We start from the raw sequence: 24,351 nt of genomic DNA on the forward strand, positions 1-24,351 counted from the left end.
TGCGCGCAGGAAAAAGCATCGCCCAAATGAAAACCGGCGCTCTATCGAGCGCCGGTCGAACCGCCTGGGCTGAGTATGCGCAACGCGTCAGGCGTGCGCGCCGATCTGATTCACGACCCGCACGTTGCGCGTGTCGGGCACCTCGGCGTACGAGAGCACCTTCAGCTGCGGCAGACTGCGGCGCAGGAAGCGCGCGATCATCGGCCGCAATGCGTGTTGAACCAGCAGCACGGGCGCGAGACCCGCGTTCTGCTGACGCGTCATCGCCTTCTGTGTTTCGTTCAGCAGCGTGTTCGCCAGCCCCGGTTCGAGGCCGGGATTCGCGCCGGTCGACAGCGCCTGCGACAACACCCGTTCCAGATTCGAGTCGAGGCCCATCACCTGCATGTCGCCGGTTCCGGGGAACCACTGCTGCGTAATCGCGCGACCCAGCGCGAGCCGCACGGCGGCGGTGAGATCGTGCGCGTCGGTGATCTTCGGCGTGTGTTCGGACAGCGCTTCGAGAATCGTGCGCATGTCGCGGATCGGCACGCCTTCTTCCAGCAGGTTCTGCAGCACCTTTTGCAGCGTGGTGAGCGGCAGCACCTTCGGCACCAGATCGTCGACGAGCGACGGCGTGTCCTTCTGCATCCGCTCGAGCAACGACTGCACTTCGCGGCGGCCGAGCAGTTCCGATGCATGCGTGACGACCAGGTGATTCAGGTGCGTCGCGACCACCGTGCTCGAATCGACCACCGTGTAGCCGTACACCTGAGCCTGTTCGCGCAGATTCGTGTCGATCCAGATGGCCGGCAAACCGAAAGCGGGGTCTTGCGTCGGCGTGCCCGGCAACGCGGCGGACACCTGACCCGGGTTGATAGCCAGCCACTGCCCCGGATACGCCTCGCCGACGCCCACTTCGACGCCCTTGAGCGCGATCCGGTAACCGTTCGGCCGCAGTTCGAGGTTGTCGCGAATATGAATGACCGGCGGCAAAAAGCCGATTTCCTGCGCGAACTTCTTGCGGATGCTCTTGATACGCTTCAGCAGTTCGCCGTCCGAGTTCTTGTCGACGAGCGGAATCAGCCGGTAGCCGACTTCTAGGCCGAGCGTGTCGATCATCGTCACGTCGTCCCAGCTTGCTTCGGTGTTCTCGACCGGCGCGGTCACGGCCGGCGTGATGTCGACCAGCGACGGGCCGTTCTTGCGCTCGTCGGCACGCTTTTTCATGGTCCGGCCAAGCTGGATCAGACCGCCGCCCAGCAGCAGAAACGCGAAGTGCGGCATGCCCGGGATCAGGCCCATTAGCACCAGAATGCAGCCCGTGATCATCAGCACGCGCGGATTCGTGAAGAGCTGGCCGGTCAGTTGCGTGCCGATGTCCTCGTTGGTCGCGACGCGCGACACGATCACACCGGCGGCCGTCGAAATCACCAGCGACGGAATCTGCGCGACGAGGCCGTCACCGATGGTCAGCAGCGTGTAGTTCTTGCCTGCCGCGGCAAAGCTCATGTCGTGCTGGACCATCCCGACGATCAGGCCGCCGATGATGTTGATCACCATGATCAGCAAACCGGCGATCGCATCGCCGCGCACGAACTTGCTCGCGCCGTCCATCGAACCGTAGAACTCGGCTTCCTGCGAGACTTCCGAGCGACGCTTGCGGGCCGCATCTTCGTTGATGAGACCCGCGTTCAGGTCGGCGTCGATCGCCATCTGCTTGCCGGGCATCGCGTCGAGCGTGAAGCGCGCGGACACTTCCGCGATCCGCCCCGCGCCCTTGGTGATCACCATGAAGTTGATGACCATCAAAATGATAAAGACGACGATACCGACCGCGAAATTGCCGCCTACGAGGAAGTGGCCGAACGACTCGATCACCTGACCGGCCGCATCGGGGCCGGTGTGGCCTTCGAGCAGCACGATCCGCGTGGACGCGACGTTCAGCGACAGGCGCAGCAGCGTCGAGAACAGCAGCACGCTCGGGAACGCGGCGAAGTCGAGCGGCTTCATCGTGTACATGCTGACGAGCAGCACCATCACGGAAAGCGCGATGTTGAACGTGAACAGCAGGTCCAGCAAAAACGGCGGCAACGGCAAAATCATCATGCCGAGGATCATGCAGATCAGCACCGGCCCGGCGAGGGCTCTCAAATTGGCGGTACTGAAGGCATCCGGCCGTCGGGACAGGAATCCGGCGCGAGCGTTCATGCGGAGGCTCCTGAAGCGTCGTCGTTAGCGGGGTTGAGGGTGTCGGCGGCTTCCTGGTCGGCTTCGTCTGCCGGGACACCACCCTTATCGAGTTCCTCCGGCACGTCGAGCCCGGTCGGTGCGACCGGCTTGACGCCGCCTTCGGTGTTGAAGCGTCGCAACTGGAACACCCAGGCGAGCACTTCGGCGACCGCGCCGTACAGCGGGCCGGGAATTTCCTGATTCAGTTCGACGTTGTGATACAGCGCCCGCGCGAGCGGCGGCGCTTCAAGCAGCGGCACGTTGTTTTCAGCGGCAAGTTCGCGGATCCGCGCGGCCACCAGGTTCACGCCCTTGGCGACCACCTTCGGCGCGCGCATCTCGCCGTCGGTGTATTGCAGCGCGACCGCGAAGTGCGTCGGGTTGGTCACCACGACGTCGGCCTTCGGCACGTTCGTCATCATCCGGCGACGCGCGGCAGCACGCTGCTGCTGGCGAATCTTGCCCTTGATGTGCGGATCGCCTTCGCTTTCCTTGTGCTCGCGCTTCACTTCTTCCTTGGTCATGCGCAGTTTCTTGTGAAACTGCCAGAGTTGGTACGGCACGTCGAGCCCCGCCACGACGAGCATGCCCGCCACCGTCATCCCGCAGCAGACGCCGATCAGATGCACGGAATTGGCGAGCGCGAGGTTCAGCGGCTGGGTCGCGAGCGCGAGGATTTCCTCGCGGCGATTCCAGATCGCGGTCCCGCCGATAATGCCCACCACCAGCGTCTTCGCGAGCGACATGCCGAGCTGGATCGGGCCGTTGATCGAGAACATCTTGCCGAGGCCCGCAATCGGATCGAGCCGGCTGAATTTCGGCTCAAGCCCGGCTGCCGACAATTGCCAGCCGCCCAGTGCCATCGGCGCGAGCAGCGCGGCGAGGCCGGTGAAAGCAAGAATCGGCATCAGCGCGTAAAAGCCTTCGCGGACCGCCGCGCCCGCGCCGATCAGCATCCGGCTGGTCTCGAATGCGCTGGCGTGATCGAACGTGAGCGACGCACGCAACATGCCCTGAAAGTGTTCGCCGATGCTGCCGGACATACCCCATACACCGAAGAATCCTGCTGACAGCAGTGCAAACGTCGACAGCTCCCGCGAACGCGCAACCTGCCCTTCCTCGCGCGCCTTCTGCAGGCGCCGGGGAGTGGCTGCTTCGGTCTTTTCGAGGTCGCTATCCTCTGCCACTAAAACTCTCCAGTCGGCTGAGGCACGGCGCCTCTTTCCAGTGAGAGCGATTATTCCCGCTCGACGCAAGCACCGATCGGCGGATAAGGGCGGAGAAAGGGGGGTATTTCGAGGGATGGAACAGCGCGGCGCCGGGGGTCGTCAGACAGACCCGGAGAATGCGTGGGGAGGTGCCCGGCGGTGGACCCGCATGGCTGAATGCAGCGAAAAAATGCGCCGGGCGAGGGAAGAACGGGCGGTCAATCCAATGCGACTCGCATATTGCGATGGCCGCGCACCGTGCTGAATGTTGTCGAGGCGTCCGCGTTTTCAGGCGCGGACGCGTCAATCAGCAGCCTTCCCAGGCCGCGACGCTTGATGCGTTAGAACGCCACGTACGGCGCGGCGCCGCCACTCGCGGTCTTGTCGATACCGTAAAACACGTGACGGCCGTAGAAGAACGGCAGCCCCAGGTCGAAGTCGGTATTGCCGCCGATCTGCCCGGCCAGGTTATTGAACGCGTAGTTGCTGCCATTGCTGAACAGCGTGGCCGCACTCAGGATGCCAATGTTGGCGCTGGAACTCACGTTGTTCAGACCGACTAGCGTGATCGACCGCGTTTGCGCCGACGACGGGCAGTAAAAACCCGAGTAGGTGCTGCTGCACAGCGCGAGCGTGCTATCGCCGAAGAAATAGCCGTTCGAGCCCGAATCGAGGAACGCCGTCACGGTCGTGCCGTTGAATACGCTGTTCGCCAGATTGCCGTAGGTGTCGGTCGTGAAACTTTGCGTGGCGGTTAGCGCGTTATTCGACTGCGTGCCGACGCCGAACACCAGCGTGCCCGTCGCCGACGCCGCGCCGGTATTACCGATCGGCGGCATCTGCACGATCACGCCATTGTTGTCGACCGGGAATTTCGCCACCGGATTGGCCACCTGCTGCGCTTCGGTCACCGGTGTGCGGGAACACGTCGACCCGCTCGGACACGCGAAGTAGTTGCTATTGTTCACGTTCAGGCAGTTCACGCCGCAATCGTTCGGCGCGGTGCCGATGCCCAGAATGCCGTTCGCGCCGAGATCCGACACCGTGTTTTCCGGCGCACCGGTGCCGCAGCTTCCCGAAGGCAAAGTCGTCGTGCCGATATCGCCGATGGTTTGCAGCGGAATGGCCGCCGACGTCGTTTCGCCGCCGATGCCCACTGTCCCGGTGCGAACCGAGCCCCACGTGTAGCCGTCGGCAAACGTTGCGCATTCGGCCAGCAGCGAGCTGGAGCCGGCCAGCGTGCTCTTCGGCAACGCGTTGAGCAGCGTCGAGTTCAGCACCGAACTCACCACCCGCAAGCCGAATGAACCCGTGTCGACCTGGATGTTGTTGACGGTCTGGCAATTGGTGGTCGAGTTGGGTGCGCAGATCGTCACGCTAACCGTCGGAATATTGATCACGCCGCTCACACCCTGGCCGACCGTGATCGGCACCGTGTTCGACGCGGTCGCGGCGATCGGCTGCATCGACGGGCTGACGGGCAGCGTTCCGCCGTTCAGCGCGTCTGAACTGTTGGAACTGGAGTTGTCGCTGCCGCCACCGCCGCACGCGGCGAGCGTCGCCAACAGGGTCACGGCCGCGACGGCCTGCATCCAGCCTTTGAGCTTCGTTGCAATCTGCATGGTTCGCATCGTCGTCCTCGCTATCACTGGATGTCGGAACCGCTGACGCCGGCGGGCAGCGCGGAAGGCAGCCACGCCTGACCGCTGAAGCCGCCCATATGGCCGCCGGAGCGCACGACGAGACCGCTCTGTTCGACCGCGACCGGTCCGCGCGCATGGCCGCGCGCGGCACGCACGGCCTTGACGCCGTCGACATATTGCGAGAAGTAGGTGCCGAGCAGATCGCTCAGATCCGGCATTTGCGGGCCGTTCCATGCGATACCGAAGACGCTGCCATCTGTCGCCAGATATTCGCGAACCACCGTGCCGCTACCGTACGTGGTTTCACGCACGGTATAGGACGACGAAGCGGAGGAAGCCGAGGATGTGGAAGAAGCTGCGCTCGACGCGGAGCGCATGACGCTCTGTGAAGAGCTGGCGCTGCCGGCCGGCTGAACGATGCGGGAGGAAACCGACGACCCCGCGGGCGGCGTCATCGGAGCGCTACCGAGGCCCGCATAGGCTGATTGCACGGATAACAGGGAACCGGGCAGGACAAGCGCCGTGACGATTCCGGCGCGGCGTAAACAACTCAGCATGACGAGGCTCCTCCCGAGCTGCCGCCGGGTTCGCACCTGGTACGAACCGGCCGCATATAGGCAGATAAAACGGCCGCGCTCCGGTCGCGATCAGGAGGAATCCCTCGCCGTGCCACCCGCCGGAGCGAGGTGTGACCGGAATGCGATGCCGCTGATGAAGCCCCTAGTATGCCTGCGCTTTCTTTCAGTCGTCAGCATTGGCATGCGCCGCGCGGCTTGCTGCATCTACCGATTGCATCCTGCGCGCGATTGACTGCCGGTTGCGTGGCTGCCACGCAACCGGGTGCATCAGAAGCCCAGGCTCGCCAGCAAGTCGTCGACCTGCGCCTGATCCTGCACCACGTCCGTCTTGCCTTCCGGGTTGATCTGCGGACCGTTCAGCAGATGCTCCGGACTGCCGGTCGACGACACCGTTTCAGCCGCCAGCGCCGCCGCGTTCGCCGCGAACTGCTCGCGGCGTTCGAGCGCGATGTTTTCGACCAGTACGCCCAGCAACTGCTGCTCGATCAGATACACGACGTCGGTGATCTTCTTGATCACCTGGCCGGTCAGATCCTGGAAATCCTGCGCGAGCATGATTTCCATCAGCTGCGAGTTGGTCGCGGTGGTCGCTTCCGGCACGCCGCGCAAATACGTGCGCGTGTCGTTCATCAGCGCGCGCACTTCCTCGCGATCGATCGGCGCCGCGTACCACTGCTCCCAGCGCGCGTCGAGTTCGGCCGCGCCGGTCTGCAACTGTTCCTGGATCGGCTTGGCGACATCGATGGCCGACAGCACGCGCTCGGCAGCCTTCTCACTCAGATCCGCGATGTACTTCAGACGGTCGCGTGCGTCGGGCACGGCTTCCGCCGCGCGCTCGACATGCTTGTCGAGCCCGAGTTCCCGCATCGAGTCGCGCAGCGTGCGCGTCAGTTGTCCAATGCGGGCGAGAATGCGGTCGGACGCGAAGTCGCCGCTCTCACTGGCCGCATCGGCGCCAGGCGCTTGGGTCGGCGTAGTCACATCAGCTCCCGGCTTTCGCCATCTTCTCGAGAATCTTGTTGAGCTTCTCGTCGAGCGTCGCTGCCGTGAACGGCTTGACGACATAACCGCTCGCGCCGGCCTGGGCCGCCGCGATGATGTTTTCCTTCTTCGATTCGGCCGTCACCATCAGCACCGGCAGATGCGTGAGCTTGGCGTCGGCGCGGATTTCCTTGAGCATCGCCAGACCGTCGAGGTTCGGCATGTTCCAGTCGGAAATCACGAACTCGTAGGTGCCTCCGCGCAGACGCGCGAGACCTGCCGCACCGTCTTCCGCTTCGTCGACGTTCGAGTAGCCGAGTTCCTTGAGGAGGTTGCGGACAATCCGGCGCATCGTCGGAAAGTCGTCAACCACCAGAATCTTCATTCCCTTATCCATTTCATTCCCTTTGCTTGATCCATGGCGCGGTGTCCGATTGCGTCGATAGCGCTTCGAACAACCGCCTCAATCCATCCGGCTCGCATCATACCCGCTGAACGCGATCGCCCATCGATGACAAACGCGCCATGACGCGTCGGCTCATTTCCGGCAGCGATGCGATCTCGTCTGCCGCGCCGAGCGCAATCGCTTCTCGCGGCATGCCGAATACGATACAGCTCGCTTCGTCCTGTGCAAGGGTGTACGCCCCTGCTTTTTTCATGTCCAGCAGCCCGGCGGCGCCGTCGCGCCCCATGCCCGTCAGAATCACGCCGACCGCGTTCTTCCCCGCGTGCTGCGCGGCCGAACGGAACAGCACGTCCACCGAAGGACGATGCCGGTTGACCGGCGGTTCGTCCGACAGGTGGGCAATATAATTCGCGCCGCTGCGGGCAAGCAACAGGTGAGCGTGACCAGGCGCGATATACGCATGTCCCGGCAGCACGCGTTCGCCATGCTCTGCCTCTTTAACGGTAATCCGGCACAAACCATTGAGGCGTTGTGCGAAAGATTTGGTAAACCCAGGCGGCATGTGTTGCGCGATCAACACAGCGGGCGCATCCGGCGGCAGCGGCACCAGCACTTCGCGGATCGCTTCGGTGCCGCCCGTCGACGCGCCGACAATAATCAGCTTCTCGGTACTGAGCAGCGGATTGTTGAAAAGCGGCGCGGCGCCGACCGGCGCGTGTGCGGCATGAGCCGCCGCGTGATGCACGGGCGCGGCCTGGCGCACGCGCGCACGGGCTGCGGCGCGGACCTTGTCGGCAAGCTTTTCCGAATAGTCGAGCATGCCGTCGCGAATCCCGACCTTCGGCTTGGTGACGAAATCGACCGCGCCGAGTTCGAGCGCGCGCAGCGTGATTTCGTTACCGCGCTCGGTCAGCGACGACACCATCACGACCGGCATCGGCCGCAGACGCATCAGCTTCTCGAGAAAATCGAGGCCGTCCATGCGCGGCATTTCGACGTCGAGCGTCAACACGTCCGGGTTGTGCTGCTTGATGAGGTCGCGCGCCACCAGCGGGTCGGGCGCGGTCGCCACCACGGTCATATCCGGCTGGCTGTTGATGATTTCGGTCATCAGGCTGCGAATCAGCGCCGAATCGTCGACGCACAGTACTTTGATCTTTTGCACGGCGCTCACGCCTCCTCTGTCGTTCTGGCGTTGTTTGAATTAATCGGGCGCGGACTCGAACCGAACAGTTCGATACGCGGCTTCGCGGCGCCGCCGGTCGAGCCGAACAGCTCGATCTTCGGCCGGGCAGCGCCGGCAGCGGGCGACGAAAACAGCTCGACCCGTTTGCGCGCGGCTGCGAGCCGCTCGGCGCGCGCTTCGGCGCTTTGCCGCACGAGCGCCTGTTCGCGCTCGGCCACGCCCGCTTCCTGCTGAAGACGCAATTTCTTCACCATCACCTGACCGGTGCGCGGCATGAACGCGACCTTGCGCGGATGCGAGCCCTGCAAATCCTCGGCGACGATACGGATTTTTTCGGTCGCCAGATAGCGGCGCACGAATTCCGAGTTGCGGTCGCCGATGTTCATCGTCGTCATGCCGGCCAGCACCGCGCCGCCGCCGAATACCTTGGCTTCGAAACGCTCGCGGCGGCCACCGGCCTTGATCAGTTCGTTGATCAGCACTTCCATCGCGTACGCGCCGTAGCGCATCGAATCGGATGCGGCGTGCGCGACGTCCGCGCCGTCGTCGGGCAGCATGAAGTGGTTCATGCCGCCGATCCCGGCGGTGCGGTCCTGAATGCAGGCCGCGACGCACGAACCCAGCACGGTGACGAGCACCATGTCGTCGTGGGTCGTGTAGAACTCGTTGGGCAACAACTTCACGCCGGGGCGCTGGAAGTGGTTGTCGTAGTAGAGATTGGTGGCGATCGGCAAGGCGCTGCTCATGCGATCACCCCGCTAGCCGAATGATGCTGCGACGTCGCACCCGACGCGCGCTGCGGCGTACGCACGCCGGTTGCGTCACGGGTGAGTTCGTAGACGGTCTGGCCGCGCAACTTGAATGCCTGTGTCACGTAGGTGAAGTTTTCCGAGTGACCGGCGAACAGCAGGCCGCCCGACTTCATCAGCGGCTCGAAGCGCGTGAGGACTTGCGCCTGCGTCGGTTTATCGAAATAGATCATCACATTGCGGCAGAAAATCGCGTCGAATTGCGAGCGCAACTGGTAATCGCGGTCGGTCAGGTTCAACTGCTCGAAGCGCACCAGCGAGCGCACTTCGGGACGCACCTTGACCATGCCCGCATGCGCGCCCGTGCCTCTGAGAAAGAAGCGCTTGAGCCGTTCGGGCGACAGATGCTTCACCTGGTCGAACTGATACACACCGGCTGCGGCCTTCGCGAGCACTTGCGTATCGATGTCGGTGGCGAGCACCGACGCCTGACGCGCGCCGCTATCGCCGAGCGCTTCGATCAGCGTCATCGCGATCGAATAAGGCTCCTCACCCGTCGATGCCGCCGAGCACCACACCGACACCGGCTGCGCGCGGCGCGGCACGAAGTCGGCGAGGATCGGAAAGTGATGCGCCTCGCGGAAAAACGCGGTCAGATTGGTGGTCAGCGCGTTGGTGAACGCCTCCCACTCGGCGGGATCGTTCTCCGCTTCCAGCAGATCGAGATACTGCCTGAACGTGTCGAGACCCCGCGCGCGCAGGCGGCGTGCGAGCCGGCTGTACGCCATGTCGCGCTTGTGATCCGATAACGAGATGCCCGCGCTGCGGTGAATCAGCTCGCGAATGCGAGCGAAGTCCGCCGTGGTGAACTCAAAGTCCCGGTTCGACTCGCCGGATCTGGCCGGCTCCTGCCGGTCCGGCCGTGGTTGTGCGCGCGTTGCCATCATGAATGTTCCTGCCTGCGATACGAGCCATCCCGCTTTCCGCCCGAAGGGTGCCCTTGGGAAGAAGGGATTGGTTTCGCGGGGTTGCACGCGCCCGCCGGTTCTGCCTGCACGCAGTCGCCCCGCGACACGCTTTGCGGGCGTGTTTCGATGAATCGCTCATCAACGAGCGGGAGACGGGATGACTGCATGACTTTGTGCCACTTCCTAGAACGTTTCCCAGTCCGAGTCGGAGCCCGCCGTGGCCGCGCTTGCTGCGGCCGGACGTGCTACGGATTCGGATACCGCGCGCGCTGCCTTCGGCTTGAGCGCGGGTTCGACGCGCGAAGCTGCGTCGCGGGTAGATGATGCTGGGGTCGTGCTAATTGCCTCGCTGCCTGATCCATTTACTGTGCCTGCGGCGCCATTGCCTGCCGGGGCCGGCGTCTGCGCCGCGGTTTTGACCGGCGACGCTTTGTACGTCGGGACATTCGCCCGAGTCGCCGTCTGCGGACGCACGGCCGCCACAGCGCCGCGTGTCTGTCCGCCAATGACCTTCCAGCCGCCGATCACCGTCTGCAACTGACGCGTCTGCTCTTCTAGCGACGCCGCTGCAGCCGCCGCTTCTTCGACCAGCGCCGCGTTCTGCTGCGTGACTTCGTCCATCTGCACGACGGCGCGATTCACCTGCTCGATCCCGCCCGACTGTTCTTCCGACGCCGCGCTGATTTCGCCCATGATGTCGGTCACGCGCCGCACTGCCTGCACGATCTCGTCCATCGTCGAGCCTGCACGGCCGACCAGCGCCGAGCCGCTCTGCACCTTGTCGACCGAATCGCCGATCAGTTCCTTGATTTCCTTCGCCGCGCTCGCGCTGCGCTGCGCGAGGCTGCGCACTTCGCCTGCCACGACCGCGAAACCGCGGCCCTGCTCGCCCGCGCGCGCGGCTTCGACCGCCGCGTTCAGCGCGAGAATATTGGTCTGGAACGCAATCCCCTCGATCACGCCGATGATGTCGACGACCTTGTTCGAGCTGGTCGCGATGTCCTGCATCGTCGTGACGACTTCGCTCACCACTTCGCCGCCGCGCGTCGCGATGTCGGACGCGTTGACGGCCAGCTGGCTCGCCTGACGCGCGTTCTCGGCGTTCTGGCGCACGGTGCCGGTGAGTTGATCCATGCTCGATGCGGTCTGCTGCAACGAAGCGGCCTGTTGTTCGGTGCGCTGCGACAGATCGGTGTTGCCCATCGCGATTTCGCGCGCGCCGGTGTCGATCGATTCGGTGCTGCCGTGAACGGCCTTCACCATCGCCGAGAGGCTGTCCTGCATCCGCTTGATACCGGCGAACAGACGGCCGATTTCATTGTGGCTAAACACCTCGATCGGTTCGGACAGATCGCCCGCCGCCATCCGCTCGAAGCAGGCGGTGGCGTCTTTCAGCGGTTGCACGATCAGGCCGCGCAGCGCGAAACGAATGCCGACCACCAGCAGCAACGCGAGAACCGTGACGCCGATGATCAACGTCATCATCAGCGACGCGTTGTCCTGTGCGTTCGCTTGCTGCTCGCTCACGCTCTGTTGCAACGCCTTGACCACCGCCGACGCCGCCGCGTCGTACGCGATGAACATCGGGCTGATCTTCGTATCGGCGATCGCGTGATACGCGGCCATGTCGTTGGCGTTCAACGCGGCGAATTCCGGCTCGACGCCGTCGTGCATCACCGTGTTGTGTTTGGCCGCGACGTCGTCGAGCAAGGCCTGATCGATGCCGGGCTTGGGTGCGTCGAGATACGTCTGCCAGTTCTGGTTGCTTTTCGCGAGCAACTCCTGCGCGCGCGACAGCGCCTGCTTCGCTTCGTCCGCGTTACCCGCGCTTTGCAGCGCGTTGAAGCGGTCCACCGCGACCCGCGAGCGCAACAGATACGACGCCGCGTCGTCGAGAGCGTGAATCGCCACGAGATCGCCGCGCGCAATCCGGTCGAGCGAGGTGCTCGCCCGATTCAGCGCGGTTAGACCCAGCGCGCCGACCACGACGGTCAGCGTAACCAGAAGGACCCCCACCAATGTCAACGACGTGCGGATCGACCACCTGTTCAGCATCTTGACGCTCCCTCTCCAGTTTCCCGTTCGCGGTGTTCCGTTAAACGCCCAGCGTTTCGATCAGCGCCATTTCGCGGCTGGTCATCAGCTTTTCGATGTCCATCAAAATCAGCATGCGGCCGTCGACGGTGCCGAGGCCCGTCAGGTACTCGGTCGTCAGCGTCGCGCCGAATTCGGGCGCGGGCATGATCTGGTCGGTGGCGAGCGTCAGCACGTCCGACACGCCGTCGACCACCATCCCGACCACGCGATGCGCGACGTTCAGGATGATCACCACCGTCTGATGGTCGTACTCGACACGGCCCAGATGGAACTTGATGCGCATATCGACGATCGGCACGATGATGCCGCGCAGGTTGATCACGCCCTTGATGAACTCGGGCGCATTCGCGATGCGGGTCACGTTGTCGTAACCGCGGATTTCCTGCACCTTGAGAATGTCGATGCCGTACTCTTCGGCGCCGAGCGTGAAGACCAGGAATTCCTGACCGCCGGCGTCGGCCTGCTGCGCGTCGCGGCGGCCATTCGTACCGCTCGCGTTCGCCACGCTCGAATTGATGGATTGGACTTCTGCCACGTTAGCCCCCAAACGGTTGGGATGAAATGAATTGAGTGAGTGTTGCGCGTCGTGCTCGTACGAGGGTCGTCATGCGAGGCTCATCGCGCCATGCGCATGGCGGGTTTCGCGGTTCAGCGCCGCCACGTCCACGATCAGCGCGACGCTGCCGTCGCCGAGAATCGTCGCGGCGGAAATGCCGTGCACCTTGCGGTAATTCGTTTCGAGGTTCTTCACGACCACCTGCTGCTGTCCCACCAGCTCGTCGATCAGCATCGCAAAGCGGCGCCCCTCGGTTTGCATGATGGTGACGATGCCCTGGGTCGGTTCCTGCTTCGCGTCTTCGACGTTGAACACTTCGTGCAACGCGACGAGCGGCAGATATTCGCCGCGCACGCGCACCACGCGTTCGCCGTTGGCGACCGTATAAATGTCTTCGGCTTGCGGTTGCAGCGACTCCATCACGAAGTTCAGCGGCAGAATGAAAATCTCGCTGCCGACCTTCACCGACATGCCGTCGAGAATCGCCAGCGTCAGCGGCAACACGATTCGCGTGGTGCTGCCCTTGCCGGCGTGCGACGTGATTTCGACGTGACCACCCATCGACTGGATGTTCCGCTTCACCACGTCCATGCCGACGCCGCGGCCCGACACGTCGGTGACCTGTTCCGCCGTCGAGAAGCCCGGCAGGAAGATCAGGTTCCAGACTTCTTCGTCGGTCATCGTGTCGCTGACGGTCATGCCCTGCTTGGCCGCCTTCGCGAGAATCTTGTCGCGGCGCAGGCCCGCGCCGTCGTCGCTCACTTCGATGACGATGTTGCCGCCATGATGTGCCGCCGACAGCACCAGCTGCCCGGTCGAATCCTTGCCCGCCGCGCGCCGCGCTTCCACGGTTTCGATGCCGTGGTCGAGACTGTTGCGCACGAGGTGGGTCAACGGGTCGATGATCCGCTCGATCAGGCTCTTGTCGAGTTCGGTCGCCTGACCGAAGGTGACGAGTTCCACTTCCTTGCCGAGCTTCGCCGCCAGATCGCGCACCAGACGCGGGAAGCGGCTGAACACGTAATCCATCGGCATCATGCGGATCGACATGACCGCTTCCTGCAGATCGCGCGCATTGCGCTCGAGCTGCGCCATACCGTTGAACAGGCGATCGTGCAGCGCCGGGTCGAACGTGCTGGTGGTTTCCGCGAGCATCGCCTGCGTGATCACCAGTTCGCCGACCAGGTTGATCAGCTGATCGACCTTTTCGACGCCCACGCGAATGGAGCTGCCTTCGGCGGCTGCCGCCGCCGCAGCCGGACGCGCCTTGCGATCGGTTTCGGCCGGTGCCGCAGCGCTGGCTGCGGGTGCCGGTTGACTCGCCGCTGCCGGTTGCGCAGCGGCGGCAGCCGGTGCAGCAGGCGCAGCCGATGCGTCGAACAAACCGTGTGTTGCCTTGCCGGCGGGCGCAGCGGAGTTGGCCGCCGGGGCCGACGATGCTGCGGGTTCCGCCTGACTGGTATGCGTTACATGTGCTGCCTGCGCCGGCGACGAATCGGCTTCGGGCGTTCCAGGTTCGCCTTGTTCCGTTTCGTCCGCCGGTGCGGTGCCGCGGCCGATCGAGATCTGACTTTCGTCGATCACGAAACAGCACACGGCGATGATGTCGTCGGAGGTCACATCGGTCGCGAGCCACAGCGTGAAATCGCCGCCGCTCTTGACCTGCCCAACGATGTTCCCCAGGTTGCCCAGCTCTTCGGCCAGCAGTTCCTGGTCCTTCTCACCCACGCCCCGTAGCGTAATTTTCAGATGGGGACCGGTGTTGTCGTCGACACTGCCCGTCCCCGCGGCTTGCCCGGTCTGTGCCGGTTCGCCGTCATCCCATCCACCCGCCACCTGCACCGCCTGTTCGACGACGTGCTCGGGCGGGGTGCCTTCTTTTACTGCAACTGTTTCAACCGATGCCGCTGCCGGAGCAGCCGCCACCACCGGCGCGCCGCCGCCGAGGCTCTCCGCGTGAAGCTGTTCGAGCTTCGCGCAGATCGCCTTCGCGACTGCTGCGTCCGGTTCGGCGCTCGCGCGATAGTCGGCGAGCTGACCGGACAACACGTCCTTGGTTTCGAGGAACGTGTCGATCATGTCCTTGCGCAGCACGATTTCGTTATTGCGCGCGCGATCGAGCAGCGATTCGAGAATGTGGGTCGTTTCCGTCAACGCGGTAAAGCCGAATGTCGCCGCGCCACCCTTGATCGAATGCGCCGCGCGGAAAATCGCCGCGAGGTCTTCGGGGTCAGGGTTGGCGATATCCAGATTGAGCAGCAACTGCTCCATCTGCGCGAGCAGTTCGTCCGCTTCGTCGAAGAACGTCTGATAGAACTGAGTGATGTCGAGTGTCATGCCTGGGTCACCGCGAGAGTTCCTGTCCGGGCTTGGGGCTTGGGGCCGCCGCGCCGGGTGCTTCGATAGTTTCTTTAACGTGTCCGGGAGTGGCTTAGGCGAGGTCCGGCTCAGCCAGCGCCGCCACGAGTTCGGTCAGCATGTCGGGGTCGAGCGGCTTTTCGATCCAGCCGGTCGCGCCCGCCGCACGTGCCGCTTCCTTGAACGGCTCGCCCGATTCCGTCGTGAGGACGAGGATGGGCGTCGCCTGATAAGCCGGATTGCCGCGCAACGCAGCGATCAGATCGAGACCGGTCTTGCCCGGCATGTGCTGGTCCGTCAACACGAGGTCGAACGACATGGCGAGCGCGTTTTCGAGCCCTTCGTTGCCGTCCGCCGCGAGCGTCACTTCGTAGCCGGCCGTCGTCAGCGTTGCGGCAAGGATCTGCCGCATCGATGCCGAATCGTCGATTGCCAGAATGTGCCTGATCATGAAAACCTCTCGCTGCACTTACGCTATGAATCGCCGGACTGTCCGCGCCAGCGGGCGCGCGACTCGCCTGGCGATCGCTGTCTGTTACTGGGCCGCTGCCGCGGGTGCTGCTGGTGCCGCAGGTGCTTTTGCTGGCCCCAGAAGCGGCGGCATCGGTGCCGCCGTTACCGGCGGCGCAATTTTTTGCAGCAACGGCTTGGAGCCGGCTGCGTCGTCGGACAAGGTGGTCGTGGTGGAGTCGTCGTGATTCAACGAGTCCTCCGACCTCTTGTTCAACACGATGATGCTGATGCGGCGGTTCTCCGGGTCCATCGGGTCCGCCTTGTTCAGGTTCTGCGTCGACGCGAGACCGAGCACGCGCATCACCTTCGCTTCGTCCATGCCGCCTGCGATCAGCTCGCGACGCGACGCATTCGCGCGGTCAGCGGACAGTTCCCAGTTGCTGTAGCCCTTCTCGCCGCCCGCGTACTGCGCGGCGTCGGTGTGTCCCTGCACGATGATGCGGTTCGGCACATCGTTCAGCGTGTGGCCGATTTCGCGCAGGATGTCGCGCATATACGGTTCCACTTCGTCTTTCGCGGTCGCGAACATCGGCCGCTTCTGCGAATCGACGATCTCGATGCGCAGCCCCGTCAGCGTCGAATCGATGCGGATCTGCTGCTTGAACTGGCGCAGCACCGGGTTCGCTTCGATCGCGGCCATCAGCTTGACCTGCAGGTCGTGCAGACGAACCTGTTCGCGACGCTCCAGCTCGCCCTGCAACTGCTTCTGCGCTTCTTCGTTGTTATGCGATACGGTTTGCTCGGCGCGGCTGCTGCTGCCGTCGGTGGAGCGCGTCACGCCTTGCGCGTCGGTCGAAATATCGCGGCCGCCGCCTTTCAGGATGCTCGAATCTTCGGCGCTGCGATCGCCGCCCCAGAGCGTGATCTTCAACGGCTGGTTGAAGTAATCGGCGATGCCCTTCAACTGCACCGTGGATGCCGAACTCAGCAGCCACATCAGCAGGAAGAACGCCATCATCGCGGTCATGAAGTCCGCGTATGCGAGCTTCCACGCGCCGCCGTGATGCCCGGCTTTCTTGGGCGCGGCGCGCTTGACGACAATGGCGCGGTCTTTGTCCTTGCTCATCGATTCGGTTCCCGGCGCCCTTTACTTGGCCTTCACGCGGCGCACGTGCTCTTCCAGCTCGGCGAACGACGGACGCTCGGTCGAGAACAGCACCTTGCGGCCGAATTCGACGGCGATTGCCGGTGCGTAGCCGTTCAGGCTCGCGAGAATCGTCACCTTGATGCACTGGAACATCTTGGTCGACTCGGTCACGCGCTGTTCGGCGACGCTCGCGAGCGGCCCGATCAGCCCGTACGAAAGCAGAATGCCGAGGAAGGTGCCGACCAGCGCCTGCGCGATCATTTCGCCGAGCACGGCGGGCGGTTTGTCGGCGGAGGCCATGGTGTGCACCACGCCCATCACCGCAGCCACGATGCCGAACGCGGGCATCGCGTCGCCGACCTTGTTCAGCGCATGCGCCGGAGCTTCGCCTTCTGTGTGATGCGTTTCGATTTCCTCGTCCATCAGGCTTTCGATTTCGAACGCATTCATGTTGCCGCCCACCATCAGCCGCAGGTAGTCGGTCAGGAATTCGATGATGTGATGGTCGGCGAGAATCTTCGGGTACTGGGTGAAGATCGGACTCTTCGACGGATCGTCGATGTCCGCTTCCAGCGTCAGCGTGCCTTCCTTGCGCGCCTTGGCCAGCAGGACGTAGAGGAGCGCCATCAGCTCCATGTAGACGTCCTTGTTGTACTTCGCGCCCTTGAAGAGGGTCGGAATGACGCGCAGCGTCGCCTTGATCGTCTTCATTCCGTTACCGAGAATGAACGCGCCAACGCCAGCGCCGGCGATCATCAGCACTTCAACGGGCTGCATCAGCGCGCCAAGATGGCCGCCTTCCAGCGCGTAACCGCCGAAAACGGACAAAAGCGTCACGAGTGTTCCCACGAAAACTAGCACTGCCGAGCCCTCACAAAGAAGCGACGGTCACCGTCGTTAATTGGTTTACGGCAACGGAACAGAAAACTTTGACGGAAAAGCGGCTGAGCGCTGCGGTGTAAACCAGAGGGGGCGTCACACGCCGCCCGACACGGACGGCGTGGCTGCCGGTGGCGCCCCGTGCCGCGCCTTGGCTGGCGGGCCGGGCGGACCGCGCTGGCAGAGCGGCCGGTTCGCCGCCGGATGCGTACAGCTCAGACGGCGAGCGCGGCAAGGCTTTCGCGGGCGCGGGCGTCGGCGAATTTCTTTGTCTTACCTGCGCGCGAAGGCGGCTGGCACAGCCCGCAGACGAAGTTGTGCTGCGGATCGTGAGCGTGCGCGACAAAATGCCCACGACAACGGCAGCAGGAGGTCATCTGCAACATCCCGGAATCGAAGAAGCGCACCAGCGTCCACGCGCGCGTGAGGCTGAGCACGGGCTCGTCGTCGTGCAGGCTGACATGCTCCAGATAGAGCCGGTAGCTTTTGACGATCGACTGGATGGTCTTGCAGCCGCCGTGGTCCGCCATGAAACGGTAGATGTTGTAGAACAGCGATGAGTGAAAGTTCGGCTGCCAGGTCATGAACCAGTCAGTCGAAAACGGCAGCATGCCCTTGGGCGGCGACACCCCTTTCAGTTCCTTGTACAGCTTGATGAGCCGGTCGCGGGACAGACTGGTTTCCGCTTCCAGCAATTGCAGACGCGCGCCAAGCTCGATCAGCTCAATGGCTAGCGTGATTTCCTTGACTTCGAGAACAACACTTTTGTAGGCCATCAGCCGAGTTGCTCGACGGGTTGACCGGCCATCAGGATCGCGGAATGCGCCTGAGCCACGGCCGCCGATTTGCCTTTGTCGGCCAGCGCGGACAGCACCGCGTGGTCGTCGAAACGGAAACGGCACAGCACCTGATTGGACGCCGCCAGCTTCACGGTCTGCGCCAACGACAGATTGGCGAGCACATCGGCTAGCTGGTCCGAAATCCCCATGCGAAACATGCCCATAGGCTTGTCTTCGCGCAGCAGACGCTGCGCAAGCAGGAGATAAGACAGGTTGACTTCTCTGATCTCACTGAGCATATCGCTATTCGCGCTCATGATTCCCCCGGGGTGTGTCTGGCTGGTTAATGCCGTGTAAGGAAACGTTTGCCTGAGCGCGCGCACTTCATCCGCACGAATCGGCTCGTTTCTGTGTTGCCAACATTGTGTCTAAATGTAACTGCGACGAAAATCGGACAGACACCCAGCCTGTTTGACGGATAAATCCGTCATTCGTGTAGGAATTTTTCCTACAAAGACGAGCCTGAGGGGATGCAAATTCGGAAGAGGTAGCGCGCAGCGGGTGATTCACGATGCGCTTTGAGTGCCTGGTTCGGCTAAAAGTGAACCAGTTGGTGAGTTTCGATAACTCACGACCCGCACCTTGCAGAGGTGAAAAAGAATTATAAAAGCTTTTCACTCTGCTGTAATGAAGCCCCTTTAGGCGTCATGCTCGGTCTACCAGGCCCAGCGATTGCTGGGGCTCTGCACGGTTATCAGCGTTTGTTTATCTGCGAAATGATCGCTCCCGATTATCGGGACGGCCTCCCAGATGAGCTGTAACCGACCATGTTTCGCGCTGTAACAACGTTAAGCGTTTGAAAAATAACTCGAATTGGCGCGGCCGATCCCGATAATGAAGCTAAGGGATTACCCGATGCAGGATTCGGAGCACCCCCGGGCGGCGGCTTACCGCGCCCAACCGTCCGTTAGGCATTCGCTCCTCCGCTCTAGTCGAGCGCGTCCCGCGATGCCGTTTGAATTGGAGAAAACGCATGCGAATCGCACAAATTGCGCCCCTGTATGAAGCCGTCCCGCCGAAACTCTATGGTGGCACCGAACGCGTCGTGTCGTATCTGACTGAAGCGCTGGTCGATCTCGGCCATGATGTCACGCTGTTTGCCAGCGGCGACTCGGTTACGTCCGCGAATCTCGACGCCTGCTGGCCGCGTGCGCTACGTCTCGATCCGACGATCCGCGACGCATTGGCGCCGCACGTCCTGATGATGGAAAAGGTGCGCAAGGTCGCGCATGAATTCGACGTGCTGCATTTTCACCTCGACTACATGCCGTTCCCGCTCTTCACGACGATGGACACGCCGTTCGTGACGACGCTGCACGGCCGTCTCGATCTGCCGGAATTGCAGCCGGTGTTCGATGCGTTTTCAAACGTTCCGGTGGTGTCGATTTCGGATTCGCAACGTTTGCCGTTGCCGCAGGCGAACTGGCTCAACACGATCTATCACGGTCTTCCTGAGCAGTTGCTGACGCCGCAAACGCACAAGAAGCCGGAATATCTGGCTTTCCTCGGCCGCATTTGCCCCGAAAAGCGCGTCGATACAGCTATCAAAATCGCTGCACAAAGCGGTTTGCCGCTGAAGATCGCCGCCAAGGTGGACAAGGTCGACCAGGAGTATTTCAAACGCGAAATCGAACCGCTGCTGTCGATGGCGCACGTGGAGTTCGTCGGCGAGATCAACGAAGCGCAGAAGCCCGAGTTCCTGTCGGGTGCGAAGGCGCTGCTGTTCCCGATCGACTGGTCGGAGCCGTTTGGCCTCGTGATGATCGAGTCGATGGCTTGCGGCACGCCGGTTATCGCGTTCAACCGCGGTTCGGTGCCGGAAGTGATCGACCACGGCGTGACGGGCTACATCGTCGAAGATGTGCAAGGTGCGGTCGCCGCGCTGCAACGTCTGGATGAACTGTCGCGCACCGAAATTCGCGCGCAATTCGAACGCCGTTTCAGCTCGAAGACGATGGCGCAAAACTATGTCGATGGTTATTCGGCGTTGATTGAAGCAACGCGCCGCCCGGTATTGCGCCAGGTTGCCGTCGGCTAACAAGACGGAATAAAGCGGTTGACGCCTTTTTGCGATCAACCGCTTTAAGCAGTTAGCTGCCGCATACACCGCGTATTCCGATTTTGCGATGAATGAGATGTTAGCTGACAAGTGAATCGTTTGCGCAAGCAGGAAATCAGACTTGTCTGCCGGTTTCTGTAGAAAAAGCCGCCTCATAGGGCGGCTTTTTTATTGATGGGATGGATGCACTGCGATCACCGATTAGCGCATCGCGAATAAGACAAACCTTCAATTCGCTTTCGCGAAAGCTGATAGCCGAATCAAGCTGCGCCAATCAGAAAGCGTTCGCGATTCTTACCGGCAATCCACTTGGGTGGCTTACCGCGCCCGCTCCACGTATTTCCCGATTTGGGATCCTGGTATTTTGCCGGCAGCGGAGCCTTCTTGGGCGGGCGTCCGCGCTTGGCCGCGACTGCAAAACCGAGGTCTTGTGCAGTTAGACCGTATTCAGCGATCTTTTGGCGGATGTCGGCGACTACATTGTCAATTTCAGTACGCCGTGCATCTTCTGCTTGTGCCTGCAATTTGGCGATCTGCGCCTTGAGGTCTGCATATTGAGACATTCGGTTCTCCCCTTTTTAGAACTGATTCGATCGCAGACTAACTGCAATTATAAAAATTCGCAATGGACAATAATACCGATTTAGCGAGATATCCTCTGATAATTATTAAGCCGCGCTGAATCGTAAAGCAGCGTTTTATCTCGAAATAATCGGTAAAGCGCACTCCGCATTGACAATTCTTGACACTGGATTTCCCGGACTTTCCCTAGAATGCGCGCTCAAGACATGCACCACTGTTGCGCTGTGCGTGTTTCCAGAAGCAACACTTTTTAGGAATACCAATCATGCCGTTGTCAAAACGCCTGGTCGCTGAACTATTCGGTACTTTCTGGCTGGTGCTCGGAGGCTGCGGTAGCGCCGTGCTCGCCGCCAATTTCGCGGGTCCGGTTCACGGTCTCGGCATCGGCTTCGTGGGCGTGTCGCTCGCGTTCGGCCTGACCGTGCTGACCATGGCTTTCGCGATCGGCCACATTTCGGGCTGTCACCTGAATCCGGCGGTGAGCGTCGGCCTGACCGTCGCTGGCCGCTTCCCGGCTCGGGACCTGCCGCCGTACATCGTGGCGCAGTTAGTCGGCGCCGTGCTGGGCGCGTTCGTGCTGTCGGTCATCGCGTCGGGCCAGCCGGGCTTCGATCTCGTGACGAGCGGCTTTGCCAGCAACGGATACGGCGATCGCTCGCCGGGCCACTACTCGCTCGCCGCCGCGTTCGTTTGCGAAGTGGTGATGACCGGCTTCTTCCTGTTCGTCATTCTCGGCGCGACCGACAAGCGCGCGCCGGCCGGTTTCGCGCCGATCGCCATCGGGCTGTGCCTGACCTTGATCCACCTGATTTCGATTCCGGTCACCAACACGTCGGTCAATCCGGCGCGCTCGACCGGCCCCGCGCTCTTCGTCGGCGGCGCAGCGGTGGAACAGCTGTGGTTGTTCTGGGTCGCGCCGATCATTGGTGCCGTGATCGCGGGCGTGCTGTATCCGCTAATTGCGGAGAGCCGCAGCGGTAATTCGCAAAAGCTCGCTCTCGATTGATTCGCAATTGCGCATTCAAAGGCAATGCGAAGTTAATTCAGCGGTAATTTAAAGCGGGCGCTACGGCGCCCGCTTTGTTTTGGTGCAAAACTGCGCGCGATGCCGGTCAATCCGGCAATGCGTATATGGCCCCGCTGCTAGAATCGGGCGACTTTCCAAGCTCGCATAGGTGCTACCGATGAACCGTTTCCGCGGATTGCTGCATGGCCTCCTACTCTCCGTCGGCGGCTTGTGTGCGGGCTCGCTTGCCCTCTCCGCCGCTCCCGCGAACGCTGCGGATAGCAATACCGAAACGATCGTCTTCGTGCGACACGGCGAAAAACCTGCGCAAGGTTACGGCCAGCTCAACTGCCAGGGGCTCAACCGGGCGCTGGCTTTGCCTGCGGTGATTGCAGCCAAATTCGGCAAACCCGATCTGATTTACGCGCCCGATCCGGGTCAGCAAAAGGACGATAGCGGCCATCCTTATTACTACATTCGTCCGCTGGCGACAATCGAGCCGACCGCCATTCAATTCCAGATGCCCGTGCAAACGCCCTACGGTTTTGCGCAGATCGACCAGTTAGGGACGGCGCTCGTTAATCCGGCGAACCGCAACAAGCTGATCGTCGTGGCCTGGGAGCACAAGCTGATCGTGAAACTATTGCGGCAGGTGCTGGCCGCTCATGGCGGCAACCCCGCCGACGTGCCGAAATGGCAGAGCGACGACTTCGACAGTATCTATATCGTCAAGCTCGACTGGCAAAACGGCACTGCGCGGGCGAGCTTCAAACATGACCAGCAGGGATTGAACGGTCGCGCGACGGATTGCCCATGCGCTGCTCTGCCGGGCGCATCGGCGGTGGGATCGGCTGGATCAGCGGCTTCTGCGAGTGCGGCGCATTAATTGGGTAATACAGATGTAAGCCGCAATTACGCGCACTGCAGCGTAAATCGCGCCAAATTCGGCTCCGCCCGTTATTGGCATTGAATTAATAAGCCGCAAACGCTTATTAGACGCGGCTTGTAGCCGACCACATGCGATTTCCGGCCCGTTCCGGCCGCGCTTCATCTGCCTTTCAAATCCTGCGACGATGCTTGCAGTCCGTAACATCTCGTCGCAGTCCCCATCCGGCTGAGTGCGTACATTGGTCCTGTGCGACAAACATACGTCGCCTCACAGGAGAACAACATGAAACGCATCGTCACTCATTTGCTGGTTGCTGCCGGACTCGCTGCGGGCGCATGCGGTGTCGCGCAAGCCCACACGGATCTGAATATCGGACTGTCGCTCGGCGCACCGGTTTATGCACAGCCGGCGCGCGTCTACGCGGCGCCGGAGCCCGTGTACTACGGGGGTTGGGATCATCGTTACGACCATCGCGACTATTATCGCGGCGACCATCGGTATGACCGTGGCTGGAACCACGACGACCATCGCGGCGGACGCGATGATCACGGCGATCGCCGTGGAGGGTGGCACGGTTAATCGCGCTTCTGAATCCAACATGTGATTCAACTTGCGCAGCCGCACCGGCCCGCTTCCACTACCGTGGAAACGGGCCGGTTCCGTTCTGGATCAGGACGTCAGTTCGTCGTCGAGCGAAAACAGCTTGCGCAGATGATGCGCGACGCCCGCTTCGAAGTTATTGCCGATACGCGGCACGTTCGGCAGACGCTTGATGAGGTCGGGATTGGCGTTGTTCATCATGAACGGATGCCCCGCCGTTTCCAGTAGATCGATGTCGTTCATGTTGTCGCCGAAAGCCACGCATTGCGACGCGTCGAAGCCCAGGCGCTCGAGCACGATCTGCAACGCGCGGCCTTTCGAGACGTTCGCCGTCATCACCTCGAGGCAGTCCGGCAGCGAGTAGGTCACGTACAACGCGTCGCCGAATTCGCGTTCGAGATTCTCGGCGACTTGCGCGAGATCGGCCGGGTCGCCGATGTACAGCACCTTCGCGATGTCGACGCCGTCGTGTTTCGGCAAATCGGCGACTTCGTATGTAAAGCCCGAATCCTGGTGAAATTTCAGCAATTCAGGCGCATGGCGGTCGATCAGCCACGCCTGATCGGCGAACAGATTGACGATCACGCGGCCATGCGTGCCGACGATTTCCGGTTGCACCAGTTTCTTGACGATGGCCGGCGGCAGATCGTCGGCGTGAATCACGGTGTTGTCCGGCGCGTGAATACGCGCGCCGTTGGACGTAATCAGATACGGACTGATGCCCAGAACGTCGCGAATACCGGCGACATCACAATAGTGACGCCCGGTTGCGATCACGAACCGCAGGCCGTCGCTTTCCAGTTTGCGCACGGTGGCGACTGTGAACGGATCCACCTGGTGATCCGCGTTGAGCAGCGTGCCGTCGAGATCCGTGGCGATGACTTTGTACATGGTATGAGCAACCCGGCAGCGTCAAATTGCGTATTTTACCGTTGCCGGTCGTGTCTGCTGGATTG

23 protein-coding genes are annotated in these 24,351 nt (G+C 62.3%); 4 read left to right on the plus strand and 19 right to left on the minus strand.

Features of this window, described 5'->3' with window-relative positions; genetic code table 11:
* Positions 1-87: 87 nt before the first annotated feature.
* The 17 genes from flhA to flhD all read right to left on the minus strand — a co-directional run bounded on the left by flhA (position 88) and on the right by flhD (position 18,516).
* The gene (gene flhA / locus ABH945_RS09770) at positions 88-2,190 is read right to left on the minus strand and encodes a flagellar biosynthesis protein FlhA (protein WP_074762476.1); all 2,103 of its coding nucleotides are present in this window, start codon (positions 2,188-2,190) and stop codon (positions 88-90) included.
* Positions 2,187-3,398: a flagellar biosynthesis protein FlhB gene (gene flhB / locus ABH945_RS09775; RefSeq protein WP_074762477.1), complete on the minus strand. Its 1,212-nt coding sequence runs from the start codon at positions 3,396-3,398 to the stop codon at positions 2,187-2,189. Before flhB ends, flhA begins: the two co-directional genes overlap by 4 nt.
* 362 nt (positions 3,399-3,760) lie before the next feature.
* Complete coding sequence (locus ABH945_RS09780) at positions 3,761-5,050, minus strand: DUF3443 domain-containing protein (RefSeq protein ID WP_429250440.1); 1,290 nt, start codon at positions 5,048-5,050, stop codon at positions 3,761-3,763.
* Positions 5,051-5,064: 14 nt separating this feature from the next.
* Positions 5,065-5,619, minus strand: coding sequence for a DUF2844 domain-containing protein (locus tag ABH945_RS09785; RefSeq protein ID WP_074762479.1), 555 nt, complete (start codon positions 5,617-5,619; stop codon positions 5,065-5,067).
* A 288-nt stretch (positions 5,620-5,907) separates the two neighbouring features.
* The gene (gene cheZ, locus ABH945_RS09790; protein ID WP_074762480.1) at positions 5,908-6,621 is read right to left on the minus strand and encodes a protein phosphatase CheZ; all 714 of its coding nucleotides are present in this window, start codon (positions 6,619-6,621) and stop codon (positions 5,908-5,910) included.
* 1 nt (position 6,622) lies between these two features.
* Positions 6,623-7,018 (minus strand): chemotaxis response regulator CheY, encoded by a 396-nt coding sequence (cheY, locus tag ABH945_RS09795; protein WP_074762481.1) that lies wholly within the window; start codon positions 7,016-7,018, stop codon positions 6,623-6,625.
* A gap of 85 nt (positions 7,019-7,103) precedes the next feature.
* A complete protein-coding gene (locus ABH945_RS09800) occupies positions 7,104-8,192 on the minus strand; it encodes a protein-glutamate methylesterase/protein-glutamine glutaminase (RefSeq protein ID WP_074766182.1) in 1,089 nt (362 codons plus the stop codon).
* Positions 8,193-8,197: 5 nt separating this feature from the next.
* The gene (cheD, locus tag ABH945_RS09805) at positions 8,198-8,959 is read right to left on the minus strand and encodes a chemoreceptor glutamine deamidase CheD (protein ID WP_074762482.1); all 762 of its coding nucleotides are present in this window, start codon (positions 8,957-8,959) and stop codon (positions 8,198-8,200) included.
* Positions 8,956-9,909 carry a CheR family methyltransferase gene (locus ABH945_RS09810; RefSeq protein WP_074762483.1) on the minus strand — a complete coding sequence of 318 codons (954 nt, stop codon included), beginning with the start codon at positions 9,907-9,909 and terminating at the stop codon, positions 8,956-8,958. Before ABH945_RS09810 ends, cheD begins: the two co-directional genes overlap by 4 nt.
* Positions 9,910-10,113: 204 nt before the next feature.
* Complete coding sequence (locus ABH945_RS09815; protein ID WP_429250441.1) at positions 10,114-11,985, minus strand: methyl-accepting chemotaxis protein; 1,872 nt, start codon at positions 11,983-11,985, stop codon at positions 10,114-10,116.
* A 40-nt stretch (positions 11,986-12,025) separates the two neighbouring features.
* The gene (locus ABH945_RS09820) at positions 12,026-12,562 is read right to left on the minus strand and encodes a chemotaxis protein CheW (protein ID WP_074762485.1); all 537 of its coding nucleotides are present in this window, start codon (positions 12,560-12,562) and stop codon (positions 12,026-12,028) included.
* Between the two features lie 69 nt (positions 12,563-12,631).
* Complete coding sequence (gene cheA / locus ABH945_RS09825) at positions 12,632-14,920, minus strand: chemotaxis protein CheA (protein ID WP_429250442.1); 2,289 nt, start codon at positions 14,918-14,920, stop codon at positions 12,632-12,634.
* Between the two features lie 94 nt (positions 14,921-15,014).
* Positions 15,015-15,392: a response regulator gene (locus ABH945_RS09830; protein ID WP_074762487.1), complete on the minus strand. Its 378-nt coding sequence runs from the start codon at positions 15,390-15,392 to the stop codon at positions 15,015-15,017.
* A gap of 84 nt (positions 15,393-15,476) precedes the next feature.
* Entirely contained in the window at positions 15,477-16,520 is a 1,044-nt protein-coding gene (motB, locus tag ABH945_RS09835) for a flagellar motor protein MotB (RefSeq protein WP_429250443.1), read from the minus strand.
* A 21-nt stretch (positions 16,521-16,541) separates the two neighbouring features.
* Positions 16,542-17,402 (minus strand): flagellar motor stator protein MotA, encoded by an 861-nt coding sequence (gene motA / locus ABH945_RS09840; protein ID WP_074762489.1) that lies wholly within the window; start codon positions 17,400-17,402, stop codon positions 16,542-16,544.
* Positions 17,403-17,635: 233 nt separating this feature from the next.
* Positions 17,636-18,196 (minus strand): flagellar transcriptional regulator FlhC, encoded by a 561-nt coding sequence (gene flhC, locus ABH945_RS09845; protein WP_074762490.1) that lies wholly within the window; start codon positions 18,194-18,196, stop codon positions 17,636-17,638.
* The gene (gene flhD, locus ABH945_RS09850; RefSeq protein ID WP_074762491.1) at positions 18,196-18,516 is read right to left on the minus strand and encodes a flagellar transcriptional regulator FlhD; all 321 of its coding nucleotides are present in this window, start codon (positions 18,514-18,516) and stop codon (positions 18,196-18,198) included. Before flhD ends, flhC begins: the two co-directional genes overlap by 1 nt.
* 716 nt (positions 18,517-19,232) lie before the next feature.
* On the opposite strand from flhD, the gene ABH945_RS09855 reads away from it, so the two are divergent.
* Positions 19,233-20,297 carry a glycosyltransferase family 4 protein gene (locus ABH945_RS09855; protein ID WP_074762492.1) on the plus strand — a complete coding sequence of 355 codons (1,065 nt, stop codon included), beginning with the start codon at positions 19,233-19,235 and terminating at the stop codon, positions 20,295-20,297.
* A gap of 281 nt (positions 20,298-20,578) precedes the next feature.
* Here the strand turns inward: ABH945_RS09855 and ABH945_RS09860 are convergent, their stop codons facing one another.
* On the minus strand, positions 20,579-20,881 hold the full coding sequence (locus ABH945_RS09860) for an H-NS family nucleoid-associated regulatory protein (protein WP_074762493.1): 303 nt from the start codon (positions 20,879-20,881) through the stop codon (positions 20,579-20,581).
* 284 nt (positions 20,882-21,165) lie between these two features.
* Between ABH945_RS09860 and aqpZ the strand changes: the two genes are divergently transcribed.
* From aqpZ to ABH945_RS09875, 3 genes are all read left to right on the plus strand, one after another.
* Positions 21,166-21,906: an aquaporin Z gene (aqpZ, locus tag ABH945_RS09865; RefSeq protein ID WP_429250444.1), complete on the plus strand. Its 741-nt coding sequence runs from the start codon at positions 21,166-21,168 to the stop codon at positions 21,904-21,906.
* 178 nt (positions 21,907-22,084) lie between these two features.
* A complete protein-coding gene (locus ABH945_RS09870; RefSeq protein ID WP_429250445.1) occupies positions 22,085-22,792 on the plus strand; it encodes a histidine phosphatase family protein in 708 nt (235 codons plus the stop codon).
* Positions 22,793-23,077: 285 nt separating this feature from the next.
* Complete coding sequence (locus tag ABH945_RS09875) at positions 23,078-23,374, plus strand: PXPV repeat protein (protein WP_074762496.1); 297 nt, start codon at positions 23,078-23,080, stop codon at positions 23,372-23,374.
* A 90-nt stretch (positions 23,375-23,464) separates the two neighbouring features.
* On the opposite strand, the gene ABH945_RS09880 is transcribed toward ABH945_RS09875, so the two are convergent.
* Positions 23,465-24,286 carry a Cof-type HAD-IIB family hydrolase gene (locus tag ABH945_RS09880; protein WP_429250446.1) on the minus strand — a complete coding sequence of 274 codons (822 nt, stop codon included), beginning with the start codon at positions 24,284-24,286 and terminating at the stop codon, positions 23,465-23,467.
* Positions 24,287-24,351 lie beyond the last annotated feature (65 nt).

Origin of the sequence: Paraburkholderia sp. GAS333 (assembly GCF_050435665.1) — a bacterium.
Classification (GTDB): domain Bacteria; phylum Pseudomonadota; class Gammaproteobacteria; order Burkholderiales; family Burkholderiaceae; genus Paraburkholderia; species Paraburkholderia fungorum_A.

Bases quoted from the DNA above. Each gene is read 5' to 3' on its own strand.
- flhA (WP_074762476.1), bottom strand. From the start codon at position 2,190: ATGAACGCTCGCGCCGGATTCCTGTCCCGACGGCCGGATGCCTTCAGT.
- ABH945_RS09780 (WP_429250440.1), bottom strand. From the start codon at position 5,050: ATGCGAACCATGCAGATTGCAACGAAGCTCAAAGGCTGGATGCAGGCC.
- ABH945_RS09785 (WP_074762479.1), bottom strand. From the start codon at position 5,619: ATGCTGAGTTGTTTACGCCGCGCCGGAATCGTCACGGCGCTTGTCCTG.
- cheY (WP_074762481.1), bottom strand. From the start codon at position 7,018: ATGGATAAGGGAATGAAGATTCTGGTGGTTGACGACTTTCCGACGATG.
- cheD (WP_074762482.1), bottom strand. From the start codon at position 8,959: ATGAGCAGCGCCTTGCCGATCGCCACCAATCTCTACTACGACAACCAC.
- ABH945_RS09810 (WP_074762483.1), bottom strand. From the start codon at position 9,909: ATGATGGCAACGCGCGCACAACCACGGCCGGACCGGCAGGAGCCGGCC.
- ABH945_RS09815 (WP_429250441.1), bottom strand. From the start codon at position 11,985: ATGCTGAACAGGTGGTCGATCCGCACGTCGTTGACATTGGTGGGGGTC.
- cheA (WP_429250442.1), bottom strand. From the start codon at position 14,920: ATGACACTCGACATCACTCAGTTCTATCAGACGTTCTTCGACGAAGCG.
- ABH945_RS09830 (WP_074762487.1), bottom strand. From the start codon at position 15,392: ATGATCAGGCACATTCTGGCAATCGACGATTCGGCATCGATGCGGCAG.
- motB (WP_429250443.1), bottom strand. From the start codon at position 16,520: ATGAGCAAGGACAAAGACCGCGCCATTGTCGTCAAGCGCGCCGCGCCC.
- flhC (WP_074762490.1), bottom strand. From the start codon at position 18,196: ATGGCCTACAAAAGTGTTGTTCTCGAAGTCAAGGAAATCACGCTAGCC.
- flhD (WP_074762491.1), bottom strand. From the start codon at position 18,516: ATGAGCGCGAATAGCGATATGCTCAGTGAGATCAGAGAAGTCAACCTG.
- ABH945_RS09855 (WP_074762492.1), top strand. From the start codon at position 19,233: ATGCGAATCGCACAAATTGCGCCCCTGTATGAAGCCGTCCCGCCGAAA.
- ABH945_RS09860 (WP_074762493.1), bottom strand. From the start codon at position 20,881: ATGTCTCAATATGCAGACCTCAAGGCGCAGATCGCCAAATTGCAGGCA.
- aqpZ (WP_429250444.1), top strand. From the start codon at position 21,166: ATGCCGTTGTCAAAACGCCTGGTCGCTGAACTATTCGGTACTTTCTGG.
- ABH945_RS09870 (WP_429250445.1), top strand. From the start codon at position 22,085: ATGAACCGTTTCCGCGGATTGCTGCATGGCCTCCTACTCTCCGTCGGC.
- ABH945_RS09875 (WP_074762496.1), top strand. From the start codon at position 23,078: ATGAAACGCATCGTCACTCATTTGCTGGTTGCTGCCGGACTCGCTGCG.
- ABH945_RS09880 (WP_429250446.1), bottom strand. From the start codon at position 24,286: ATGTACAAAGTCATCGCCACGGATCTCGACGGCACGCTGCTCAACGCG.